This window comes from Campylobacter sp. IFREMER_LSEM_CL1890 (assembly GCF_025772045.1).
GTDB classification, from domain to species: domain Bacteria; phylum Campylobacterota; class Campylobacteria; order Campylobacterales; family Campylobacteraceae; genus Campylobacter_D; species Campylobacter_D lari_D.
The window spans coordinates 24,718-48,300 of the sequence record NZ_JAKMRK010000007.1 but is presented as its reverse complement, the minus strand read 5'-3'; the positions used below and the strand labels follow the sequence as shown (position 1 = coordinate 48,300).

The window sequence follows — 23,583 nt, the reverse complement described above, 5'->3', positions numbered from 1 at the left end:
ATCATCATATCAAAATAAGTATTAAATTTTTATTTATTTTTTCCATAAATACATTGTAAATTTTGCAAATTTGAACTTGCATTTAAAAGTAAAGCATCGGCCATGCATATAGCTACCATAGCATTTACTACAACACTACCTCTTATACCCACACAAGGATCGTGTCTACCTTTTAACTCATATATGATATTTTTTCCTTGAATATTTTGTGTTTGCTGGGGTAAAAATATAGAAGGGGTTGATTTAAAATATGTTTTTATATCGATAAAATTTCCATTAGAAATTCCACCCAATATACCTCCGCTATGATTACTTAAAAATACTCCATCTTTTAGCTCATCATTATTTTCGCTTCCATACATATAACTGCTTTGAATGCCACTTCCTATTTCTACAGCCTTAACTGCATTTACACCCATAATCGCATGAGCAAGTTTAGAATCAAGCTTATCATACAAAGGCTCACCTAAGCCTATGATAGGGTTTTTCACTCTAGTAAAAACTCTTGCACCTACGCTATTTTTAGCATTTTTAGCCTTTAAAATTTCATCTTTAAAGTTTTGCTCTAAATTTTTATCTAAAGCATAAATTTCACTATTTTTAGCATAATTAAAATCGAACTCATCATTACTAAGTTTGCTATCAATACTTCCTACCCCAAAAACTCCACTCATTATTTCTATATCAAACTCTTTTAAAAGCATACAAGCTAACGCCCCTGCTGCCACTCTTGCTACACTTTCTCTAGCGCTAGCTCTTCCACCACCTCTATAATCTCTAATGCCGTATTTGTGATAATAAGTAAAATCAGCATGTGCAGGACGAAACACATCTTTTTCATAATCTTTTGAGCGTGTATTTTCATTATACACCAATACACTTATAGGAGTTCCTGTTGTATAACCCTCAAAAACCCCGCTTAAAACTTGAGCTTTATCTTCTTCTTTTCTAGGAGTGCTAAATTTATTTTGACCTGGTTTTCTTTTATCTAGCATTTCTTGCAAAAAATCAAAGTCAAACTTCACCCCTGCTGGCATACCATCTATCACACAACCTATAGCTTGACCATGAGATTCGCCAAAGCTTGTAAATTTAAATCTTTTTCCAAAGCTATTCATAGTTTTCCTAATTTTTCAAGTACTATTTTGGCACATTGTTGTTGGGCTTCTTTTTTACTACCTGCTATAGATCTTGCTACTTCTATACCTTGAATTTTTACTGCAATTTCAAATTGCTTTTTATGATCAGGTCCAAAAGCTTTCATCACTACATACTCAGGTGTGCCTGCCATATTTGCTTGTGTAATTTCTTGAAGTCTTGTTTTATAGTCTTTAAATAAACTTTGTGTATCAATATGTGGATAAACTTCATTGAGTAAATTTAATGCTATGTTTTTAGTTTTTTCAAAACCTATTTCTAAATACAAAGCTCCCATTAAAGCTTCAAAGGCATCAGAAAGTATAGAAGGTTTATTGCGTCCATCATTATTTTCTTCTGCAATAGACATAAAAATACATGTTCCAAGATCAAGTTTTTGTGCTAAGGTTGCAAAAGATTTTTCATTTACCAAAGCTGCCCTAAGCTTAGAAAGGTTTCCTTCTGAGTCTTTTTGGAATTTAAAAAACAAAAACTCCCCTACTACTAAATCCATTACAGCATCACCCAAAAACTCTAATCTTTCATTATTATAAGGCTTTTTATAGCTTTTATGTGTCAAAGCTTCGATGAGCAATTGCTCATTTTTAAAATGATAACTTAATCTTTCTTGGAGTTTTTTAAGCATTTATCAACCTTTCTTCTTGGAGTTTCAAAGCTGCATTTCTTGCTAGTTCATCACAACGCTCATTTAATTCATGGCCATTATGTGCTTTGATCCAAAAAGCAGTTATTTTATGATCTTTAGCAACATTTAAATACTCTTTCCAAAGATCAATATTTTTTTTACCTTTAAAATCTTTTTTTATCCAACCTTCAAGCCATTCATTAATACTTTGCACCATTAAATTTGAATCTGTGTATAATTTTACCTCGCATGGCTCTTTTAAAGCTTTCAAAGCTTGTATAATGGCCATTAACTCCATACGATTATTTGTTGTATTCTCACATGCCCCACTTTGTTCTTTTTGATGATTTTTATAAGTTAAAACATAAGCCCACCCTCCAAAACCAGGGTTATTTAAACACGAGCCGTCTGTATAAATTTCAATATTTTTCAAGCTTTTACCTCATAATAAATCTCACATTTTCCAAATTCATAACAAAATGGACAATGATAAAAAAACAAAGGACTTTGATTTTTGCAATTATTACACACATAAGTAAAGCTAAGATTAGCACTTAGCTTATTATCATTTAAAATTTTTAAAATTTTTAGTTTATGATTTTTAATAGAAATAGCTTTGGTACTTAAATTTTTTGCATAAAAAAACTCATGGTATTTTTCATCTTCAAGATTAAGTGGGCTTTTACATTCATTAAGTAAATCAATAACATTTTCAAATTTAGGCATTTGAGTAAGTTTATCTTTATAGTGTAAAAAACAAAATCTTAAAACATACTCATTATCTTTGCTAAAAATTAAAATTTCTTTAATCTTTTGCTTTTGCTCTTTAGAACTTGCTTGAATTTTTAAAGCCTTTATCAAAGCTTTTTCTGCATATATATTTTCTCCAAGCTCAAATAAACATTCTAAAACATCTAAAACCTTATCATAATCTTTAAGTTTTAAATACACAATTTTTAAAAGTTTTAAGCTTTCTTTATTGCGTGCTTTGATTTTTAAAGCATTTAACAAAGCTTCTACACTACGCTCTAAAAATCCTGCTTTTAGATAAACTTGTGCTAATGAAAAAAAGATAAATTCTTTTTGGTTAGCCTCATTTGTCTTTTGCAAAGCTATGAGATAAATTCCCACAGCTTTTTCAAATTCACCACTTTTGGTAAAAATTTGAGCTAGGAAATTTAAATTTTCTATACTTAAATTGGCATTTTTTAAAATCTGCTGATGGGTAGAATTGATTTCAAATTTTTTTACAAAACGATCAAGCTTGCTTTTTTGATCTTTGCTTGCAAAAAACCGCCATATATAATGTGAGCTAGCAACGATAAAAATCAAAGCCGTCAAAACAATAAGACCGAATAAAGGATCGCGGTATTCTACAAAGAAAAAATCCATAATCTTGCAACTTAACTTTCAAATTTATAACAATTATAGCTAAATGCTTATATAATTTTCTTTAAGGTTTAAATATGATAGAACAAGCAAGTATAGAACAACTTTTACAAAAAACAGATATTGTTGATATTATAGCTCATTATGTTGAAGTAAAAAAACAAGGTTCAGGCTATGTATGCGTTTGTCCTTTCCATGATGATAAAAATCCTAGCATGCATATTAATTCTATTAAAGGATTTTATCATTGTTTTGCATGTAAAGCTGGGGGCAATGTTTTTAAATTTGTAATGGATTATGAGAAATTAAACTTTGTTGAAGCGGTAGAAAAGGTTGCTTCGTGGAGTAATTTTTCACTTACTTACACCTCACAAAAACAGGACAATAAAAAATCTATCACTCACATCTTACCTACTCTTAATGCTTTTTATAAGCAAAACTTAGCTAAAAACAAAGAAGCTTTAACTTATCTTTATAAAAGAGGTTTAAATGATGAGGATATTAGAACCTTTGAGCTAGGCTTTGCACCAAGTTCTAATGAAACACTAAGACTTTTACAAAATGAGCAAATCACTCAAGAGGAAGCCTTAGAGGTTGGCGCAATAAAACAAAATGAAAATGGTGCTTATGCAAGTTTTATCAACCGCATTACTTTTAGTATTTATGATCATAAAAATTTACTCATAGGCTTTGGTGGTAGAACTTTAGATGAAGCAAATATGGCAAAATATGTTAATTCACCTCAAAGCAAACTTTTTGATAAATCACGCGTTTTTTATGCACTCAATTTAGCAAAAGATACCATTTACAAACAAAAAGAAATGATAATTTGTGAAGGCTATATGGACGCCATAGCCTTTCATAAGGCAGGATTTAAAAATGCTGTAGCAGTTTTAGGAACAGCTTTAGGTGAAAATCACATACCCTTGATAAAAAGATTAGAGGCAAGAGTGATTTTGTGCTTTGATAATGATAATGCAGGACTTAATGCTGCCGTGCGTTCAGCACATTTACTAAGTTTAGCAAAAATTGATGGAAAAGTAGTTTTAATAGAAGGTGGGAAAGATCCGGCTGAACTAGTGGCTACTCATCAAGAAAAATTGCTTTTTAATATTTTAGAAAAAGGTATAGAACTTGGAGAATTTTATATAAGAAATTTGATCACAAATTTTGATTTAAGCTCAGCACTTAGTAAGCAAAAGGCTTTAGAAGAGGTGCAAAAATATACTTTTAACCTTGAACCTTTAATAGCAAATTCCTACACTACCTTAGTAGCAAATCTTTTGGGTGTAAATATTAATGATATAAAACTTTCTAAAAATACTAGAAAAAATATAAATTTTTTTACTCCTACAAAACAAAATAAAATCAACAACATAAGCGAGTTGGAGCTTTTGAAATTTTTATATGAAAATCAAAAAGCCATAGGACTTTTTAAGCTTTTAAGCACAAAAGAATATTTCTTACATCAAGATATTGCTAAGGCTATTTTAGAACAAAAAGACTTTAATGATCCTAGCATAAGAGAACTTTATGAGATCGAAAATATTAAAATTTTAAGTAATTTAGAAGAATTTTTATATGCTATTTGCAAAATTAATTTTGCTCATTTTAACAAATTAAAAAACTTAAATTTAAAACAAGCCTTTAAAAAGCAAATTTATAATTTGCTCAATCAAAATTTAGAAAAAATCAAAAAAAACTATCAAAATGATGAAAATTTTTTTAATCATTTAATGGAAGTTTTAAAAAATGTCCAATTTTTAGATGATGAGGAAAGTTTAGAATTATTTTTAAGTAGATTACAAAAAAATATAAAAGATAAAAAAGCAATTCATTATAACTTTGAAGAAGAAGTTTTTTAAATAAAAACCTACATAAAAATTAAAAAATATTCACTACAATATGCCAAAAATTTCGAAAGGAAAAAATGAAAGCATTAGCACTTTTTAGTGGTGGCCTTGATTCTATGCTTGCTATAAAACTTATAAGCTCTCAAGGTATAGAGGTAAAAGCTTTAAATATCAATATAGGCTTTGGTGGCACAAGCGATAAAAGCGAACTCATGGCAAAACGCGCTGCTATGGCAGGGGCTAGTTTTGAAATGATAGATGTAAAAAATGCATATTTGCAAGAAGTTTTATTTAATCCTCAATATGGTTATGGAAAACATTTTAACCCTTGTATAGATTGTCATGCTTTTATGTTTAAAACCGCTCTTTCTATGTTAAAAGATGAAAATGCAAGTTTTATCATCACAGGAGAAGTAGTTGGTCAACGCCCTATGAGTCAAAGAAATGATGCTATGACCAAGGTTAAAAAACTAGCACTTGATGAAGAAGATTTAATCTTGCGTCCAATGTGCGCTAAAAATTTACCTTTAACTAAACCTGAGCGTGAGGGTTGGGTTGATAGAGAAAAGTTAGAAAACATCAGCGGAAGAAGTAGAAAAAGACAACTTGAACTAGCTGCCAAATTTGGTTTTGAAGATTTTGAAAGTCCAGGTGGTGGATGTTTGCTCACACTTGAGAGTTTTTCAAATAAAATCAAAGATTTTATTAAATTTGATAAAAATATGCAAGTTAATGATGCACAACTTTTAAAATATGGACGCCACTTAAGACTTCCAAATGGCTCTAAAATGATAGTAGGTAGAAATGAGCTAGAAAATCAATTTTTAAAAGAATTAAAAACTCAAAAATATGAAGAATTAAAACTCTTTGATTTAATCGGTGCTTATTCTTTGGTAGATGAAAATATCAATCCGCAAGATCTTGAACTTGCTCTAAGCATAGCACTAACTTATGCTAAAACTCAAAATAATACAAAATACAAAATAGGTTTTAAAGATAAAATTTTCCAAAGTATGGCTTTTGAAGATAAAAATAAAATTCAAGAGTATTTTATAAATTAAACTACCCTTTAAAGGGTAGTTTTTTAGAATTTCTTTCTTCTAACTTCTGCTACAATATCAGCCGACATAGAATCAACTTCATTTGCTACAGAATTAGTCGCATGTGCAATTTGTGAGTTTTCTTTAGTTAAACCATCTATTACTGAAACAGATTGATTAATTTGTGAAATTCCTAAAGCTTGTTCTTTAATACTCTCACCCATTTCATTAATAGATTGAACTAAGATATTAGTATTAGCTTCAATCTCACCTAAAGACTTTTGAGTTCTTTCTGCTAAGTTTCTAACTTCATCAGCAACAACAGCAAAGCCACGACCATGTTCTCCTGCACGAGCTGCTTCAATAGCTGCATTTAATGCAAGTAGGTTAATTTGATCAGCAATATCTCTAATAACATCAGTTACATCTTTAATATCGCTACTTTGTTTAATAACCTCTTCAGTTCTTGCTGCTACTGCGTTCATAGAAGCACTCATTTCTTCAACAGCAGCTGCGCTTTCTTGTAAAGAATCAGCTTGTTTTTGTGCGCCATCATTAAGCTTTAAAACACTCTCTTTTAAAGCATCAGCTTTAGTTTGAAGCATTTCCCCTTGTTTTAATGAAGCTTGAAGCATTTTTCTTATTTCTTCTCCGACTGCATTAAGCGATTTTTCTATCTCACCATCAGCATACTCAAGCTTATCTGAAAAATCAAGATTTTTAAAACTTTTAAAAACTCTTTCTATTTCATTTAAATCTTTACCAATTTTCATTTGCATATCATCAAGCATTTTATTTAATACTTCTTTTAATTCCACAAGTTTTGGATTAACAGGATTTGCTTTTATTCTTTGAGTAAAATGTCCTTTTTCTATATCACAAGATACTTCTAAGATATTTTGCACAGTTATGTCATCTTTTTCTAAACAAGTATGTATATATTGAACATTATCATTAATCATTAATGCCATTTTTCCAAGTTCATCATTATATCTAGGAATTAAAACCTCAACGGTTGGAAGCTCATGATTTAAGTATCTAAAAAATTTCATTAAATGATCTTGAAGTCTTTGCACTCTTATAGAAACTATTCTTTTTACTGAAGTACCAATCACAACTACTATAACAATTATCGCTATAATAGAATTAATCAAAATAATATTTCTTAAATCCACAATAGAAGCATATACAGATTCATTTGGGACAATAGCCAACATAGCCCAATAAATTCCTGTATTTGGCCATATTTCAAATACTCTTATAGCACCATGATATTCACTACCATCATCTGCTTTATAATCAATAGCTCCTGCATGGATAGTTTTTTGTGCTTCTATTATATGAGCTGTATTTTTATTAACCTCTGTAATCTTTTTTGTAACAAATTCAGCATTTGGATGCGTAGCTATAACACCATTACTTGCTATTAAAATCCTCCTTGCTCCTTGATAAATAGATCTTGAAGAATCATTTAAAAAATCAGCCGTAGGTTTAAGATCAAAAAGCATACCAACAACACCTATAGCCTTTCCTTTTTTATCTGCAATAGGTGCAGCTACATGAACACCTAGAAATTTATTTCCATGTATGTTATACCATCTTGGTTCTCCAAAATATAACTTACCCCCCCCCATCAAATTTTTTATAGCATTCGTTTTAGCAATCTCTTCACTTGCTGCTAAAGTTTGCATACCGCCAGCATTGTTAATATCTACATCTCTCATTAACACCATAAATTCATTATTATTTGAAAAATATTTTACATCAACACCCAAATTTTTATATGCAGTTCCGTCTTTTAAATAATAATAACCATAAGCTATATCTCCATTTGCGTCAATGGCTTCTCCGAGGATATTTTCTATCCTTTTTGGGTTTATAGCACCTTCTGAAATAAGATTGTTTAAAGTTCTTTGTGTACCAATAGTACTGACGAATAAAGACCTAATACTCGCTTCAGCTTGATTTCCATAACGATGCACAGAAGCTGTGAGTGTATTTTCTATTTGTGTATTTAAAATAGCTGTGGATCTGTTTATAATCAAAAAAGATAAAATACTTAAGATTAAAACAACCGTTATAATAGCTATTGCAACTATTTTAGCACCAAGACTCCAATTACGCATTTTTTCTCCTTTAGTTAATAAATTATAAATTTTTATAATTATAAAAACTTTTCATTAAATAAAAATTAAAATTTATTAAAATATTAAATATTTTATAAACAATAAAAATTATCAAGTTAAAGCTAAAGAATTGAGTAGTTTTTACAAAGAAAAGAAGTTGAAGATTTATTTAAATGGATGAATGAAAATGCCAAATCACCTCGTTGGCTGAGCGTAAATGGAATAGATTATGATGAAGCTTATGTTAAAATTTTTCACACAAGCAAAAGCATAGATGAGTTTAAAGAAAAATACCTTGGGCTTCAAAATACATACTTTGTTGATTTTAGTAAAAAGATTAATAAACCTCAGGAAACTTTAGAAAAAGACAAAGAAAAATCTTTCAAACCTATACAAGGTGAAAGTAAAAATAAAGAAACCTACAAAGATAATAATACAAAAAATGAACTTATAAAAAAACTTTTAAAAAATAAATTTAGCACAAGAGAAGAATTAGAAATTCTTTTTGGTATGAAATTTAATGATGATGTGAAAGAATTTAATCAATTTCTTTCTCAAAATATCACTCCAAAAATTATAGATATTAAAGTTTAAAAATATTTTTATAATATTAAAATATATTAAATTTTATAAAATCATTAGAGCCATTTTCACTAATAACATTAATAACATATTTACCTTTTTTTAAATCTAAAGATAAACTTTCTTCTTTTCCTTCAAAAATCAATTCTTGATTTAAATACCAAAAAAGTTTTTCTTTTTTAGGGTTTATAAGTTTAATTAACAATTTTTGCTTACTTTTTAAATCTTTTGGCAAAATGATATTAAGATTATTTAGTGGATATATGATTTTTAAATTTTGATTAGAGCTTTGTAAATTTTGCTTTTCTTTTGCAAAAAATGCTTGTGCATTAGAAGGTAAATTTAATATAATCTTTTTCTTTGCATGGATGAAATTTTCATCTAAAGAATTAACTTCTTTATTTTTATACATAAAAACTTCTTTTAAAAATGGTGAAGTTCTTAAGACATTTGCACTTTGCGGGTAAAGCACTTCTTTAAAGTCAAATTTATAATCATATCTATATCCTGTTTGATTTTCAATTTTGATAGAAACTAAATCATTAGGCTTTTCAAATTCTAAATTAACTCTCTCAAGTAAGGCTAAAAGTTCAAAAAACAATTCCCCTGCTATGCTTACACCATATAAATTTGCATTTGCCTCGCCATTAAAATTTCCAACCCACACTCCTAAAGTGTATTTTGGAGAAGTTCCTATAGCCCAGGCATCTTTTCTACCATAACTTGTGCCTGTTTTCCAAGAAATAATAGTATTAAAATCATATTGTCTTAAACCTACTCTATCTAAATCCTTTAAGGTTTGTAAGGTTAAAAAGCTTGCTCCATCACTAATAAGCTTTTTATTTTCTTTAGTAAATACATTTTCTTCATATAAAAGCTCTTTAAAATTTCCATAATTTCCAAGTCCTAGATAGATTTTTACCATATCTTCTAAACTAAATTCTTTTGTGCCCAAAATCAAAGAAAGTCCGTATTTTTTAAAATTTTCATCTTCAAAATCTAAAATATCTTTGAGCTTATAAAAAAACTTCTCATACCCATATTCTGCAAGTAAGCTTACAAAAGGAACATTAAGTGATTTTTGCAAAGATTCTTTTGCACTAATAAAACCATGGTATTTTTTATTTGCATTTTGTGGAGCAAAGTTAGAAAAAAATGTAGGCACATCAAGCATTAAAGATTCAGGCACTATAAGTCCCTCATCTATGGCAAAAGCAAAAAGCAAAGGTTTTAAGGTTGAGCCCACACTACGCTTTGCTATCACCCCATCAACTTGACCAAAACTTGCAAAATCATAAAAATCATTAGAGCCTACATAAGCTAAAACTTTATTTGTTTTGGTATCTGCTAACAATATAGCTAGATTTTTTATGCCTTTTTGTTGTAGTTTATAAGAATATTCTTTAGCCTTTTCTTCAAATTTAATTTGAATTTTTTTATCTATACTAGAAACGATTTTTTCTTTATCCGCTAAAAGCCTACGCGCTAAATGTGGAGCTAAGTTTTTCCTTGTTTTAAAGCTAGGAAGTTTTTCAGCCTTTGCAAGAGTTAAAATATCTTTAGAAAAATATCCCTTTTCAAAAAGCCTATCAAGCAAAGCATTGCGTTTTTTTAAAAGTCTATCTTTGTTTTTTTCAAGATTAATTAAACCTGGATTATTAGGAAGCACAGCAAGCAAGGCTGCTTCACTCCAAGTAAGATCTTTTAAATCTTTTTCAAAATAAAATAAACCAGCACTTGCAACACCTACTAAATTTCCCCCATAAGGAGCATTATTTAAATAAAGTCTTAAAATTTCTTCCTTATCATAAGCATTTTCTAAAGCAAAAGCTTTGATGATCTCATTAAATTTATTAAAATATGTGCGTTTGTTTTGCTCTAGAAGTTTGATTGTTTGCATAGAAATTGTACTTGCGCCACTTCTTTTACTTGAAAAAATATTATTTTTAAAAGCCCTTATAATCGCTAAAAAATCTACTCCATAATGAGAATAAAAATTTTTGTCTTCATATAAAAGAACTGCGCTTTTTAATTTTTGCGGTATAAACTCACTCTCTAAATGCCATTGTTCGTTAGAATCTAAAAATACACTAAGAATTTCTTTATTTTTATCAAACAAAACCTTACTATAAGTGCATTTAAATAAATCCTTGCTATCAAAGCTAAAATAAATTAAGCCTATGTAAAGACATAGACTTAAAAAGCATATTGCAAGGCTTATTTTGATTTTCACTGCACTACTTTGACTCTTTTACTCTCACTTAAAGCTCTATAAGCATTATCATACATTGCTTCAGCATAAGCTCCACTCAAAGTATAAACACCTGGAGTAACAGCACTTAATTTCACAAAAAATTCTCTTGACTCATCAGAGTATAAAGGAAAGAAATACATGATTTTATCATCTCTTATATCTACAAAATCATAATAAGAATTTTTCACAAAATCAGGAGTTTCATCATCTAAAAGATCATGTACTATCTCCCATCCACTTGGTAAAATTTGAGTTAAAGCTATATTAGAAGTGCCTGGATAATTTTTATTTGATATTTTTAATTTCATATAAAAAATTTGAGAGCTTTTTATAGCACTTTCATCTATTTCATTTCCATTTTCATCATAAAAACTTCTTTCTATATACATACGCTGCGCAAAAGGTTCAACAATACCTTTTTTAATCCCCTCTACTCCAAAATGCACATAAGTATCTTCTTTAGCTTCTATTAAAGCGCTGCCTTGATTAAACTCAAATTTAGAAAAACTTGTATTGAGCTTTTTACTCTCACCATTAATTTTTACACTTGCATTGATAGTTTTAGGATTTTCATCACTAAAGCTATTTGCCAAAGCATATAAAGCATAGCCTGTGCTTTGAGTGCTAAGCCAAGCTTGGCTTTCTAAAGTTTTTTTAATATCATCTAATAATTCATCATTATTTTTACCATAGATTATTTTATACGCATTTGCAATAATAGCTTCATCTCTTAGAAAAGATCCATAAGTATGAGTATAATTAGCTTTTTCATCAGGCTTTGTGCTTAAATTTTTAGCTATATTTAAAGCTACCTCATCAAAACCTGCTAATTTATAAGCTGCACTAAGTTGCCAAAGACTTACATTGTTTAAGCTTTGCAAATAAGTACTATCTTCATAAATGGCATTCATTATGCTTAAATTTGGCTCTTTGGCTAGAGCTAAAAGATATAAAGAATTTATTCTAATTTCTTTATTTGTTTGAGCTTTTAAAACATAGCGTTTTTGATAATCAAGCCATGCTTTAAACATTCCCTCGCTCACATAATAGCCTCTTTCTTTGGCTAAAATCATAAACATACCCGCATAATTACTTCCCCATGCATCAGAATCTTTAAGTCCTTGCCAATAAGCAAAGCCACCATTAGCGGTTTGAAAATTTACGTATTTACTTAACAATGCATTGATATTGTTAATATTTTTTTGTTCATTTGCCCCTTGATCAAGCTTTTGCAAAAAAAGTTGTGGTAAAACTGCTGAAGTACTTTGCTCTATACATCCATAAGGATAATTTTGCAAGTATTTTAATCTATGATTTATATTTAAAATAGGCTTAGAACTCACACTTAAAAACGCCACTGGGTTGATATAATCTTGTGTGATTTTAAACTCCATAGAAGTATTTGCAGGAATTTTAAAAGATTTTCCCTCATAAGTAATCGTATTTAGTGCTTTTATGTCGATTTGAGTATTTTGAGTATAGGTGTAATCTTTTGCATTTAAACTTAACTCTATTTCTTCTACTCCAAGCTTGCTTGAATTTACTCTTGTGTTAATATAAATATCTTTTGTTTTTTCATTACCAAAATCAATTAAAATTTCATCTTTTTCAAAATTTATGAGTGAATTTTTTGTTTTTAGTTTAAGTTTTGCATTTTTTACATCATCATCTACTTTAAATACCTGAACCAAAAGCTTAAACTCATCATCAAGTCTTAAAACCCTTGGCAAAGTTTCAAGCATTACAGCAGGTGCGCTAACTTGGATATCTTTAGAAGCACTGCCAAAACCTGCTAAGTTGTTCGCCACTACCATAACTCTAACCAAACCTAGATACGAAGGCATATTAAATTTTAATTTTGCATAACCATTTTCATCACTTTGTACTGGCTCTTGAAACAACACAACAGGTTTAAATCGTCTTGCTTTTTCATCATTTTTATTTTTATTTGCCCTACTTTCTAAGAAAACATCACCGCCTGTAGTTAATACCTTGGAAGCATTAGAAATATTTTTAGCAATGATTTTATCATAGGTATCATATATGCTCATGTTAAAGCGAATTTTTTGATAAAAATATCCCCAAATATCTGGAGTTTTAAAAGCATTCACATCAAGCAAACCCTCATCTACAATAGCTATAGTATAAGTATAGCTTTGCTTGTTTTTACTTTGAATTTCTACTTCAAAATCTTGTTTTGGCATGATTTTATCCGGTACTTTTAAATCAAGCTCGATTTTACTTTGTTCATCTACTATATTCAAAGGCACTACACCAAAAAGTCTTAAGGCTCTATCGTTAGTGTATTGATTATAATCTTGAAGCAAAATCACACTCACATACACATTTGGCTTATATTCTTTAAGAATAGGAATTTCAACCTTTGTAATATCTTCATGCGTATCTATCACAAAGCGTTTTAAAACCTTTATATTATCATTTAAAGTAACGATGGCTTTTGCACCCTTAACACTTTCAAATTCAATAAAAGCTGTTTCGTTTGGTTTGTATTCTTTTTTATCGCTTTTTATTTTTAAAGAACTTACTATATCAGCATTACTTGGCGCACCAAAACTACTAATATAAAAAAACTCTCCTGCGCTTGTTTTACTTTGTGTATCTTCAAGCTCTATAAACATTTCACCATGGTATTCTTTGGGATCAAATTCTATTTTAACTGGTTTATCCTTACTTAAAATAGTTCCTTGGGTAATAATTTGTGTGTTTTTATCTTTTTTGAGTGATTTTAAAAAATCATCATAATTATCATAATCCCACCACCAAGAATAATCATTTGCATAAATAGTATATTTAATCTCCCTATTTGCTATCAAATTCTCATCTAAATCACTCACAATAGCTTCAAAATTAATTGTAGAACCCGAGCTTAAATAGTGATTTTTCAAACGCTTAATACCCACAAAATACTCATGCAATATCACTTGTGAATTCACAAGCGCTTCAACCGATCTTGAACCTTTTTCAAAAACCCTAGCCCTTATGTTAGCTTCAAGATTATATGGAGTATTTTTAAAAAAATCTTTTAAAGCAAATTCTTGCTTTACAAAGCCACTTTCATCTAAAATGCCTTTTAAATTATCTTGATATTTTTGCACTAAAACACTAGGATTTGAAAAAATATATTCTGGATATTTTGAATTTTTATATTCTTTTTTACTTACAAATAAATCAGCTTGATATTGTAAATTACTTGCTGGTGTTCCAAAAAGATATTTTGAGCTAATATTAAAATCTAATTTTTCATTTTCTTTTATACTTTTTGGAGCTTGTATAGATACTTTTATACGATTTGGCACTATATTTTGCACTAAAATTTCTTTATCAAAAATAGCATTTGCAAATTCTACTCTAGCTAAATACACTCCACTTAAAGCTTGTTGATCAAGTGAAATCTTTTTATAAAAAGTTCCATTACTCAAAGGATCAAGTTTAATTTTATCTAAAAACTTTTTATTGCGTGGATCAAAAAAACTCAAAAATATAGGGTGATTAACAGCTCCTTTATCATTTCTTGCAACCATAGTTAAATGTATATCATCACCTGGTCTATAAACCCCTCTTTCTGTGTAAATAAACACTTTGTTTTGAGAATTTTGCTCTAAACCATCTACATCAAAACCATCATATAATAAAGGCGAACTTAAGCGTAAAATAGAAGCTTGCTTATCTTTTGAAGCAATGATAAATAAAGCTCTTGACTCATCAATATCATCAAAAACAGCCAAACCATTATCATCGCTTGTCTTAGAAGCTAAAATTTGATTGCTTTTGCTAATTATATCAACCCTAACCCCACCTAAAGCCTTTTGTGTGGTAAAATCTCTTACATCGACAAAAAGTTTTTTATTTAAATTTTGAGCAATTAAAGCTATATCTGAAAAAATCAAATTTTTACTAATCTTTGCTTTTTGATCAAAAAATCTTTGCTTTTTCCAACTCTCCATACCCTCATCAAAAACATAATCAATATCTTCTTCTTTAAAATAAAGCTTAACTATAAACACACCACTTAAATCTTTTAAACCATCTAAAGCTATCTCATTTTCTTGCCATTGATTTTTAACATTTTTAATATCAAAGTCTTTTTTTAATACTACTTCACTAGTATAATCACTCTCTGAAAAAATATCACTATCATAATCACTTAAATTTTTAGCACCTTGAAGATTTTTATATCTTAAATATTCACTTAAATTATTTGAAAATACCTGATGAACTTCTAAATGGATCTTTTTAATATTTAAACTTTTAAAAGCTATTTTTTTACTCGCTTTGCTAGATAAAAATACCCCTTGATTTGTAAAACTTATAGCAGGCTCATAGTCTTTTAAGCTCACTTGAGTTTTATAGCTTTCTTTTGTACTAATTCCATCAGCGCTTTTAATCCCTTCAGCAAGTTGAATTTCATAAGTTTTATTTGGAGTAAAATTTCCTGTGAGCTTGATTTTATTCCCAAATACCAATGCTTTAAAATCTACTTTGGGTGTAATAAAAATCAACTCTTTTAAATTTTGATCTTGCGAAATACTTTGAGAAAAAAGTAATTCTATGTTTTTATTGATTATATTTGCATTTTGAAATACAAATTCGTTCTTTGCAAGTAAAATATATTCTAAATCTATATTTTTCTCTAAACCTAAAATTTCTTTATCAAAAACTACTTTTATATTAGTGTTTGTATTTTTAATTTTTAATGGCTTAGAATACACACTTGCTATATCATCTTGGATGATAATTTTATCTATTTGAATTTCTTTTTCTTGTGTATTAATTTTTACAGCTTTTAACAACTCATCTTTATCAAAAGCATAAAAACTTTGAACATTTAAAATCAACACACTCTCATCATTTGATATATTTTGAAAATATCCTTTGACATCTAGTTTTTCAAAAGGAGTTTTTACTTTTAATTGTATTTTTTCATCAGCTACAATATCACTTAAGTCTATAAAAATATCATAATTTTGATTTGCTTTTAAAGAAGTGTATATGTTTAATCTTGTGGAAGTTTCAAGTTCATACTTTGCTTTTATTTTTTGATTATTAATAACAATTTCTCTTTCTTTTACAACACCTATGTTTTCTGTAATGATATTGGTATTAAATTCTATAAAAATACTATGCGTATTTTCATTAAAACCATAAGATCTTATAATAGAATTCTTATCTTCATTTTTAGAACATGCAAACAACAAGCTTGCAAGCAAAACAATAAAAAAATAATGTAAAAATCCTTTCATGGGTATCCTCTTTTTGGTAAATTTTTCAAATTATATCTAAATTCACTCTTGCTTCACTCAAAAAATTATATAATTCTTACATAAAAATAAAGGAGAAAAAAATGAAAAAGAAAATCGCTGCATTATTAACAACTTTAAGTCTTTCAAGTCTTGCTTATGCAGATGGAATTTATGGTGTGATAGTAGATGTAAATGATGGCGCAAAGACTATTTTAATCGATACTACCTATGGAGAAAAAATGAATATAAAAATTCTACCAAATACAGAAATTGATATGGATGATTGCGGTATTTTTGGTATGGATAAATATGGCACTTTTAGAGATTTAAAAGTAGGAACTTTTATAGAAGCTGAAGTTTTCCATGGCTATGCTCAAACAACACCAAATCCACAAACGCCAAATCAAGTTCAAAATATAACCGCTAAAGAAATTAAAATAGAATGCAAAAAAAGAGCTTATTAAGCAAAATAACTCCTAAAAAGGAGTTATTTTAATGCGTTTTTTTCTTATATTAATTTGCATTAGCACTTTTGCATTTGCTTATAAAATTCAAGGTATTTTAAAAAACACTACTACACATACAATAAGTATTCAAACAAGTTTTGATAATAACTTAATTATTACCATTTTACCCCAAACACATATAGATATTTATAACTGCGGAATTTTTGGTAGCAATAGAAAACAAGCCAATGTACAAGATCTAAAAAAAGGAAGTCTTGTTAAAGTTAAAGGTAGTAAAAATGGAAGCATTATCATTGCTGAAAAAATTATAGTAGAGTGTGATGATCAAAGAAGAGCTTATTAAGATAATAACTCTTCTTTATCGTCTTTATTGATTTTTTCTATATAAAGACTTTGTGAAGGAAATGCAAAACTTAGTTTATTTCTTTCGACAATCTTCATTAATTCAAGTAAAATACTTTGTCGTGCTTCTCTAAAACCTGCAGCATCAACTGCTTTAGTATAAAAATATACTTCTATATCAATAGAACTTGCGCTAAAGCCACTCACAGCCACATAAGTATTATTTTTATATCCTTCTAAATCATTCACTGAAACTAAATTTTGTCTATATCTAGCGCGGGTTCCACCATGATTTAGCGCACTATCATCAACTTGGGCTATTAAAGGACTAGTAGCTAATAAATATCTTATATCTTCTACACATTGCTCAAGTTGTTCAGGTCTTGCATCATAAGTTACACCTATAAATAATTTTACATGGCGTCCTATTTTTCTTTTACTCCAATTTTTTATATTAGTTCCCATAATAGTTGAATTTGGTAAAAATACCAAAGAATTATCAAAAGTTCTAATAGTAGTTTTTCTAAGCCCAATTTCTACTATAGTTCCTTCTATACCTGAAATTTCAACCCAATCGCCTTGATTAAAGCTGTTATCAAAAAGCAAAAGCACAGAAGCAAAGAAATTTGCAATAATATCCTTAGCTGCCAATGCCACAGCCAAACCACCAATACCTAAAGATGCAATCAATGCTGAAATATTAAATCCTAAATGTGATAAAACAAATAAAACAGCTATTACTATAATAATAAAATATAAAATTTTAATAATTAAATTAACCACTTCGCGTTTGCCACTTTTTTCAGCAAGCTTTGCCACAATTACCATACCATAACTATCAAAAATATTTATCACAAGCCAAGCAGTTAAAATAACATAAACAATTGATAAAATATTACTAATTCTTATATCTACAGGTGCAGGATAGTAAAAAATAGTAAAACAAATTCCAATAGCATAAGCAAACAAAAACCAACCCACTGGCCCTTGGAGCTTTTCTAAAAAGTGAGTTTTTATTTCTACATTTTCTGAATTTTTTCCAAATAAATGTATCAATACAAAATACAAAATTTTTGCAAGATAAAATTTCAAAGAATAAAACAAAACAATGACAATAATAGAAATAACTATTTTTCCAACATTTACACTACTAATAGAGGTTTGTTTATTAATATAATTAATGGCATTTTGCAAGCCCAAGCCCGTAAATAAAAAATTAGTTTCAAGCAAATTTGCATTATTTCTTAGATATACCAAAATTTCATTATATGACTTGATGGTATTTCTTAAATTATTTTCACTAAGCTCTAAAGTTCTAAGTTGAGTAATATCATTAATTTTCTCTTTATCTAAAGCAAAATTAAAAACTATATCTTCTTTTAATGAGTCAATGCTTTCATCAATAATTTTTTTTATTTTTTGACTTTGAGCACCTTCTATAAAAACTTTTTCTAATTCAAATATACAAAGATAAAAATGTTCTGCAGAGGTTAAATTTAAAAGTTTGATTTTATTATCCACATAATCATAATATCTTTTTTTAGCTTGGGCATTTTCAACACTTTTTTGTAAAGCATTCTTAGTTTTTAAAAAATCTTTTGCTTCTTTATCATCAATCTTTTGAGATACCATTTTTAAAGGTAAAGTAGTCAAAAGAGCTGTTTTTTGTTTTTCTATTTCTTTGATATTATCTTGAAATTCGGTGCTATTTGTATCACCGGTTTTAAAACTTTCCAAAAGTAAATTAAGCTCTATATAATCTTGTACCAAAGCAAAAATACTATTCTTATCCTCTAAAGCATTTTTTTCCTGTGCATTCAAAGTGCTGATAAATAAAAATAATAAAATAATATTAACAATCTTTTTCATACTTTTTTCACCCTCTCTTGTATTAAAACAAAATTTTCAAAATTAAAATCATACTCATAAATTTCACCCGTTTCTATGATGTAATACCAAGCATGAAGTTCTATTTCTTTTTTATTTAAAGCTTCTTCTATACCTGGATAGGTTAATAAATTTTGCAAAGAATTAACCAAGTTCATTTTTTCAGTCATCCAAGATCGCATGGCTAAATCACTGCCTGCAACTTTTAAAACCTTATTTTTAATAGGCTCGAGCAAGGTAAGCCATTTTCTCACATTCGGCATACTCTTTAGCTCATTTTCATTTGCATATAAAGCCGCACAGCCACCACAATTACTATGTCCACAAACTATGATATTTTTTATATGTAAAGAACTAAAAGCATACTCAATAGCTGAAGTAGTTGCCAAAAAATCATCTCCTACTCTATAAGGTGGAACTATATTGCCTATATTTCTTACAACAAAAAGCTCTCCTGGGCCTGTATTAGTAATTAAATTTGGTATAACTCTTGAATCAGCACATCCTATAAAAAGCGTGTGGGGATTTTGTTTATTTTTTAAACTTTCAAAAAGTTCTGCATGCTCTTTAAAATCTTCTTGCATAAATTTTAAAGCACCCTCGATCAAGTCTTTCAAAAAAAGTCCTTTTTTGCATTTTAATAAAGCATTATACTAAATTATTTTTACTTAAAATAAATCTATAAATTTATTTTTTGTTATATTTTTATACAATTTTAATCTTTTATTTATCTTTTTTTTGTAAATTTTAATTTTTAAAAATTATTGGAGGATTTTAATGAGTCTTTATGATAGAGATTATTCTAACTCTAAAACTCAAGAATTTGAAGGTTATGCTAGAAGTGATTTGAGCATTTTTATAAAACAAACTTATCAGCTTTTTGCTGCTTCATTATTAGCTGCAACAGCAGGTGCTTACATAGGAATTTTTGCCTTAGCACATTTATTTGCACAATCTCAAGCAACTTTTTGGATTTTATTTATCGTAGAAATTGGCTTGTTATTTGCATTACAATGGAAAAAAAGAGAAGCTCCGCTTAATTTAGTTTTACTTTTTGCCTTTACTTTTGTTTCAGGACTTACTTTAACACCACTTTTATATTCTGTTTTAGCACTTCCTGCAGGAGCTAGCATTATCGCTCAAGCTTTTGCTTTAACAACAGTGGCTTTTGGTGCTTTAAGCGTTTTTGCTATGAATACAAAAAGAGATTTTACTATGATGGGAAAAATGCTTTTTATAGCTTTAATTGTTATCGTAGTAGCTTCTTTAATTAATATCTTTTTTCAAAGTTCACTTTTAAGCTTAGCAATTTCTGGTATTGGTGCAATTTTATTTTCTTTTTACATTCTTTATGATACTCAAAACATCATTAGAGGAAATTATGAAACACCAATCGAAGGTGCAGTTGCGCTTTATCTTGATTTTATCAATCTTTTCATCTCTCTTCTTAATATTTTAAGAAGCTTTAATAGCAGATAAAAATTTGCGAGAAAAATTCTCGCAAATTTTCTTTACCTCATTTCAAGTTTTTATCAAACTTTTTAAGTTAAAATACTCATTTTATTTTCAATAAGGAAAATTCATGACTACTCTTTTAATTATTTTGCAGTTTGCAATTGTTGTGATTATTTGTATTGCTGTTTTATTACAAAAAAGCTCAAGCATAGGACTTGGAGCATATAGCGGAAGTAATGAAAGCTTGTTTGGAGCAAAGGGTCCTGCAGGGTTTTTAGCTAAATTTACTTTTGTGATGGGTGTTTTACTTATCGCTAATACAATTGCTCTAAGTTATATGTATAATAATGCTAATTCTAACTCACTTGCTGAAAAAGCAGAACAAATTTTACCAAAGGCACCTGAAACAAACACAACTAGCATTCCAGTTGTACCAAGTGCTCCAATTAGCGAAAGTAATACTAGCAAATAAAAAAGGAAATACCATGCTAAATGAAATTTATACCAAGCAAAAACAACAATCAGACAAAAGCTTAGAGGCCTTAAAAAAAGATTTTACTACCATAAGAACTGGCAAAGTAAATATAAATATACTTGATCATATTCATGTAGATTATTATGGTAGTGCAACTCCATTAAATCAAGTAGCAACAGTTTTAGCAACTGATGCTTCAACTATTAGCATTACTCCTTGGGAAAAATCAATGCTAAAAGCTATAGAAAGTGCCATAGCTGCGGCAAACATTGGAGTAAATCCGAACAATGATGGCGAAAGTGTTAAATTATTTTTTCCTCCTATGACAAGAGAACAAAGAGAAGAAAATGCTAAAAATGCTAAAGCTATGGGTGAAAAGGCTAAAGTTGCTATTAGAAATATTAGAAAAGATGCAAATGATGCGGTAAAAAAACTAGAAAAAGATAAAGCAATCTCAGAAGATGAAGCTAAAAAAGCTTATGATGAAGTACAAAAACAAACCGATAATTATACAGCAAAAGTAGATGAGTTAGTTAAAAACAAAGAAGCGGAACTTTTAAAGGTTTAAAAATGAACTTAGAACAAATTTATAAAGATTGTGGAGCATACCTACAAGGACATTTTTTACTTAGCTCAGGGAAACACTCTGAGTTTTACCTTCAAAGTGCTAAAGTTTTAGAAAATCCAAAACTAGCAGGTGAGCTTTGTGATGAGCTTGCGAAAGTTATTGCCAATTTTAATATTGAATTTGATAGTATTTGCTCGCCTGCCTTGGGTGGAATTTTAGCAGGTTATGAACTTGCTAGAGCTTGCAACAAACGCTTTATTTTTACTGAACGCGTAGAAGGAGTGATGAGTCTTAGACGCGGTTTTGAAGTAAAAAAAAGTGAAAAATTTATCGTTTGTGAAGATATTATTACAACAGGTGGCTCAGCACTTGAGAGTGCAAAAATCATCGAGAATTTAGGTGGAGAAGTAGTAGGTTTTGCAGCTTTAGCAAATCGTGGTTTTTGTGCTGTAAAAAATTTAAACAATTCAAGAAAAGAAAATGCAAAATTACCACAAAATTTACCACTTTTTGCACTAGGAAATTTTGAATTTGATATTTATGATGCAAATACTTGCCCACTTTGTGAAAAAGGCACTAAAGCTATCAAACCTGGTAGTCGTGGTAACTAATGAAAACTAAAGCAAAAATAGCCACTCGCTTTTTAAGATTTAAAGCCTTTTTGATTGATCTATTTTTGCTTTATGTGCCCATTTTGTATTTGTTTTATTTTACTCTTGGCTCTAAAGAAGCTTTTTTAAACAATCAACTTATAATTTTTTTGTGCCCATTGCTTTTTGGATTTTTACAAGCATTATTTTTAGTAAAAAAAGCTCAAAGTCCTGGACTTAAAGCTTATGATTTATACTTGATTGATATTAAAAATGGACACAAACTTAATTTTTTTAGAATAATCCTACGCTATGTAATTTTCATTATAAGCTTTGGCTTGTTGATTGGCTTTTTGGTAAGCTTTTTAAGAAAGGATACCTTAGCCTTGCATGATATTTTAAGCCAAAGCGCTATTGTAACAAAGGTGGAAAAATGAATAGAAAAAGAATTTATAATCCAAAATCAAACGAAACTTTAAATGATAGAAAAGTATTTAACGGCAACCCACATGGTATTTTAAATTTTACTAAAGCAAAATACACATGGGCTTTAAAACTTTGGGATTTAATGGAAGCAAATACTTGGTTTCCAAAAGAAGTAGATACAACAAAAGATGCACTAGATTATCGTTGCAATCTAACCGTAGCAGAAAAAAGAATGTATGATCTAGTTTGGTCTCAACTTATCTCAATGGATAGTTTTCAAACAAACAATCTTGCTGATAATATCAACCCTTATATCACAGCACCTGAAATCAATGCGGTTTTAGCAAGACAAGCTTATGAAGAAGCAAATCACTCAAAATCTTATGCAGTGATGGTTGAAGCAATCTGTGAAAATACAGACTTAATTTATGAAATGGAAAAACACGATGAGACTTTAAGAGAAAAAAATGATTTCATTTCAAGTATTTATGAAGAATTAGCTGGCGAAGTAGATGATAATAAACTTTTACTTGCAATGGTAGCAAATCAAATTCTAGAAGGAGTGTATTTTTATAGTGGTTTTACTGCTATTTATGCTTTAGCGCGTGCAGGAAAAATGCTAGGTTCAGCACAAATGATACGCTTTATACAAAGAGATGAAATTACTCATTTATTATTATTTCAAAATATGATTAATTCTGTGCGTAAAGAAAGACCTGATTTGTTTAATGATATCAATATAAACAAAATTTATGATATGTTTAAAAAAGCAGGTGAACTTGAGATCAAATGGGGTAAATACATCACTCAAAATCAAATCATGGGTTTTACAGACGATATTATAGAAGAGTACATTCACTATCTTGTTGATCAAAGACTAATAGCTATTAATCTTGATAAAATTTATAATGCAAAACATCCTATTAAATGGGTAGATGATTTTTCTAAATTTAATGATCAAAAAAGCAATTTCTTTGAAAGCAAGGTTACAAACTATTCTAAAGGGAGTTTGAGTTTTGATGACTTTTAAGTCACAAAACTACCCATATTTTACATTTTTTTAAACTAAAATTCTCTTTTTATTT

18 protein-coding genes and 3 pseudogenes are annotated in these 23,583 nt (G+C 28.8%); 11 read left to right on the top strand and 10 right to left on the bottom strand.

The genetic code is table 11. The features are described from left to right. Positions 1 to 29: 29 nt before the first annotated feature. The 4 genes from aroC to L8W57_RS04835 are packed head-to-tail and all read right to left on the bottom strand — an operon-like array spanning position 30 to position 3,175. A complete protein-coding gene (gene aroC, locus L8W57_RS04850) occupies positions 30 to 1,118 on the bottom strand; it encodes a chorismate synthase (protein WP_263662129.1) in 1,089 nt (362 codons plus the stop codon). Continuing rightward, a complete protein-coding gene (gene rnc / locus L8W57_RS04845) occupies positions 1,115 to 1,783 on the bottom strand; it encodes a ribonuclease III (protein ID WP_263662128.1) in 669 nt (222 codons plus the stop codon). Before rnc ends, aroC begins: the two co-directional genes overlap by 4 nt. After that, on the bottom strand, positions 1,776 to 2,216 hold the full coding sequence (gene rnhA / locus L8W57_RS04840) for a ribonuclease HI (RefSeq protein ID WP_263660658.1): 441 nt from the start codon (positions 2,214 to 2,216) through the stop codon (positions 1,776 to 1,778). The genes rnc and rnhA overlap by 8 nt, the downstream gene beginning before the upstream one ends. After that, a complete protein-coding gene (locus L8W57_RS04835) occupies positions 2,213 to 3,175 on the bottom strand; it encodes a hypothetical protein (RefSeq protein WP_263662127.1) in 963 nt (320 codons plus the stop codon). Before L8W57_RS04835 ends, rnhA begins: the two co-directional genes overlap by 4 nt. 74 nt (positions 3,176 to 3,249) lie before the next feature. Between L8W57_RS04835 and dnaG the strand changes: the two genes are divergently transcribed. Together dnaG and L8W57_RS04825 are read left to right on the top strand one after the other, a co-directional pair. Further along, positions 3,250 to 5,037 carry a DNA primase gene (gene dnaG / locus L8W57_RS04830; protein ID WP_263662126.1) on the top strand — a complete coding sequence of 596 codons (1,788 nt, stop codon included), beginning with the start codon at positions 3,250 to 3,252 and terminating at the stop codon, positions 5,035 to 5,037. A 65-nt stretch (positions 5,038 to 5,102) separates the two neighbouring features. Further along, on the top strand, positions 5,103 to 6,086 hold the full coding sequence (locus tag L8W57_RS04825) for an MnmA/TRMU family protein (RefSeq protein ID WP_220566459.1): 984 nt from the start codon (positions 5,103 to 5,105) through the stop codon (positions 6,084 to 6,086). A gap of 23 nt (positions 6,087 to 6,109) precedes the next feature. Here L8W57_RS04825 and L8W57_RS07955 read toward each other — a convergent pair. After that, a pseudogene (locus L8W57_RS07955) lies at positions 6,110 to 6,490 on the bottom strand (methyl-accepting chemotaxis protein); the annotation flags it as partial. Between the two features lie 1,077 nt (positions 6,491 to 7,567). Beyond that, positions 7,568 to 8,191, bottom strand: a pseudogene (locus L8W57_RS07950) (hypothetical protein); the annotation flags it as partial. Between the two features lie 141 nt (positions 8,192 to 8,332). Here L8W57_RS07950 and L8W57_RS04815 point away from each other — a divergent pair. Further along, positions 8,333 to 8,785, top strand: a pseudogene (locus L8W57_RS04815) (hypothetical protein); the annotation flags it as partial. A gap of 16 nt (positions 8,786 to 8,801) precedes the next feature. Here the strand turns inward: L8W57_RS04815 and pbpC are convergent. Next, entirely contained in the window at positions 8,802 to 11,006 is a 2,205-nt protein-coding gene (gene pbpC / locus L8W57_RS04810) for a penicillin-binding protein 1C (RefSeq protein ID WP_263662125.1), read from the bottom strand. Further along, complete coding sequence (locus L8W57_RS04805; protein WP_263662124.1) at positions 11,003 to 16,288, bottom strand: Ig-like domain-containing alpha-2-macroglobulin family protein; 5,286 nt, start codon at positions 16,286 to 16,288, stop codon at positions 11,003 to 11,005. Before L8W57_RS04805 ends, pbpC begins: the two co-directional genes overlap by 4 nt. A gap of 101 nt (positions 16,289 to 16,389) precedes the next feature. On the opposite strand from L8W57_RS04805, the gene L8W57_RS04800 reads away from it, so the two are divergent. Together L8W57_RS04800 and L8W57_RS04795 are read left to right on the top strand one after the other, a co-directional pair. Further along, a complete protein-coding gene (locus tag L8W57_RS04800) occupies positions 16,390 to 16,752 on the top strand; it encodes a hypothetical protein (RefSeq protein ID WP_263662123.1) in 363 nt (120 codons plus the stop codon). 31 nt (positions 16,753 to 16,783) lie between these two features. Beyond that, entirely contained in the window at positions 16,784 to 17,098 is a 315-nt protein-coding gene (locus tag L8W57_RS04795; RefSeq protein WP_263662122.1) for a hypothetical protein, read from the top strand. Here the strand turns inward: L8W57_RS04795 and L8W57_RS04790 are convergent. Both L8W57_RS04790 and L8W57_RS04785 read right to left on the bottom strand, forming a co-directional pair. Beyond that, positions 17,095 to 18,966 (bottom strand): mechanosensitive ion channel family protein, encoded by a 1,872-nt coding sequence (locus tag L8W57_RS04790; protein ID WP_133319016.1) that lies wholly within the window; start codon positions 18,964 to 18,966, stop codon positions 17,095 to 17,097. The two genes, L8W57_RS04795 and L8W57_RS04790, sit on opposite strands and share 4 nt — an antisense overlap. Then, the gene (locus L8W57_RS04785) at positions 18,963 to 19,601 is read right to left on the bottom strand and encodes a carbonic anhydrase (RefSeq protein WP_133319017.1); all 639 of its coding nucleotides are present in this window, start codon (positions 19,599 to 19,601) and stop codon (positions 18,963 to 18,965) included. Before L8W57_RS04785 ends, L8W57_RS04790 begins: the two co-directional genes overlap by 4 nt. Before the next feature lie 160 nt (positions 19,602 to 19,761). Between L8W57_RS04785 and L8W57_RS04780 the strand changes: the two genes are divergently transcribed. The 6 genes from L8W57_RS04780 to L8W57_RS04755 all read left to right on the top strand — a co-directional run bounded on the left by L8W57_RS04780 (position 19,762) and on the right by L8W57_RS04755 (position 23,528). After that, on the top strand, positions 19,762 to 20,463 hold the full coding sequence (locus L8W57_RS04780) for a Bax inhibitor-1/YccA family protein (RefSeq protein WP_039629164.1): 702 nt from the start codon (positions 19,762 to 19,764) through the stop codon (positions 20,461 to 20,463). A 103-nt stretch (positions 20,464 to 20,566) separates the two neighbouring features. After that, positions 20,567 to 20,911, top strand: a complete 345-nt coding sequence (gene secG, locus L8W57_RS04775) for a preprotein translocase subunit SecG (protein ID WP_263662121.1) — start codon at positions 20,567 to 20,569, stop codon at positions 20,909 to 20,911. A gap of 13 nt (positions 20,912 to 20,924) precedes the next feature. Next, positions 20,925 to 21,482 carry a ribosome recycling factor gene (frr, locus tag L8W57_RS04770; protein ID WP_039668941.1) on the top strand — a complete coding sequence of 186 codons (558 nt, stop codon included), beginning with the start codon at positions 20,925 to 20,927 and terminating at the stop codon, positions 21,480 to 21,482. Positions 21,483 to 21,484: 2 nt separating this feature from the next. Further along, entirely contained in the window at positions 21,485 to 22,093 is a 609-nt protein-coding gene (gene pyrE / locus L8W57_RS04765; protein WP_263662120.1) for an orotate phosphoribosyltransferase, read from the top strand. Next, entirely contained in the window at positions 22,093 to 22,509 is a 417-nt protein-coding gene (locus tag L8W57_RS04760) for an RDD family protein (protein WP_133319021.1), read from the top strand. The genes pyrE and L8W57_RS04760 overlap by 1 nt, the downstream gene beginning before the upstream one ends. After that, a complete protein-coding gene (locus L8W57_RS04755) occupies positions 22,506 to 23,528 on the top strand; it encodes a ribonucleotide-diphosphate reductase subunit beta (RefSeq protein ID WP_133319022.1) in 1,023 nt (340 codons plus the stop codon). The genes L8W57_RS04760 and L8W57_RS04755 overlap by 4 nt, the downstream gene beginning before the upstream one ends. Positions 23,529 to 23,583: the final 55 nt, after the last annotated feature.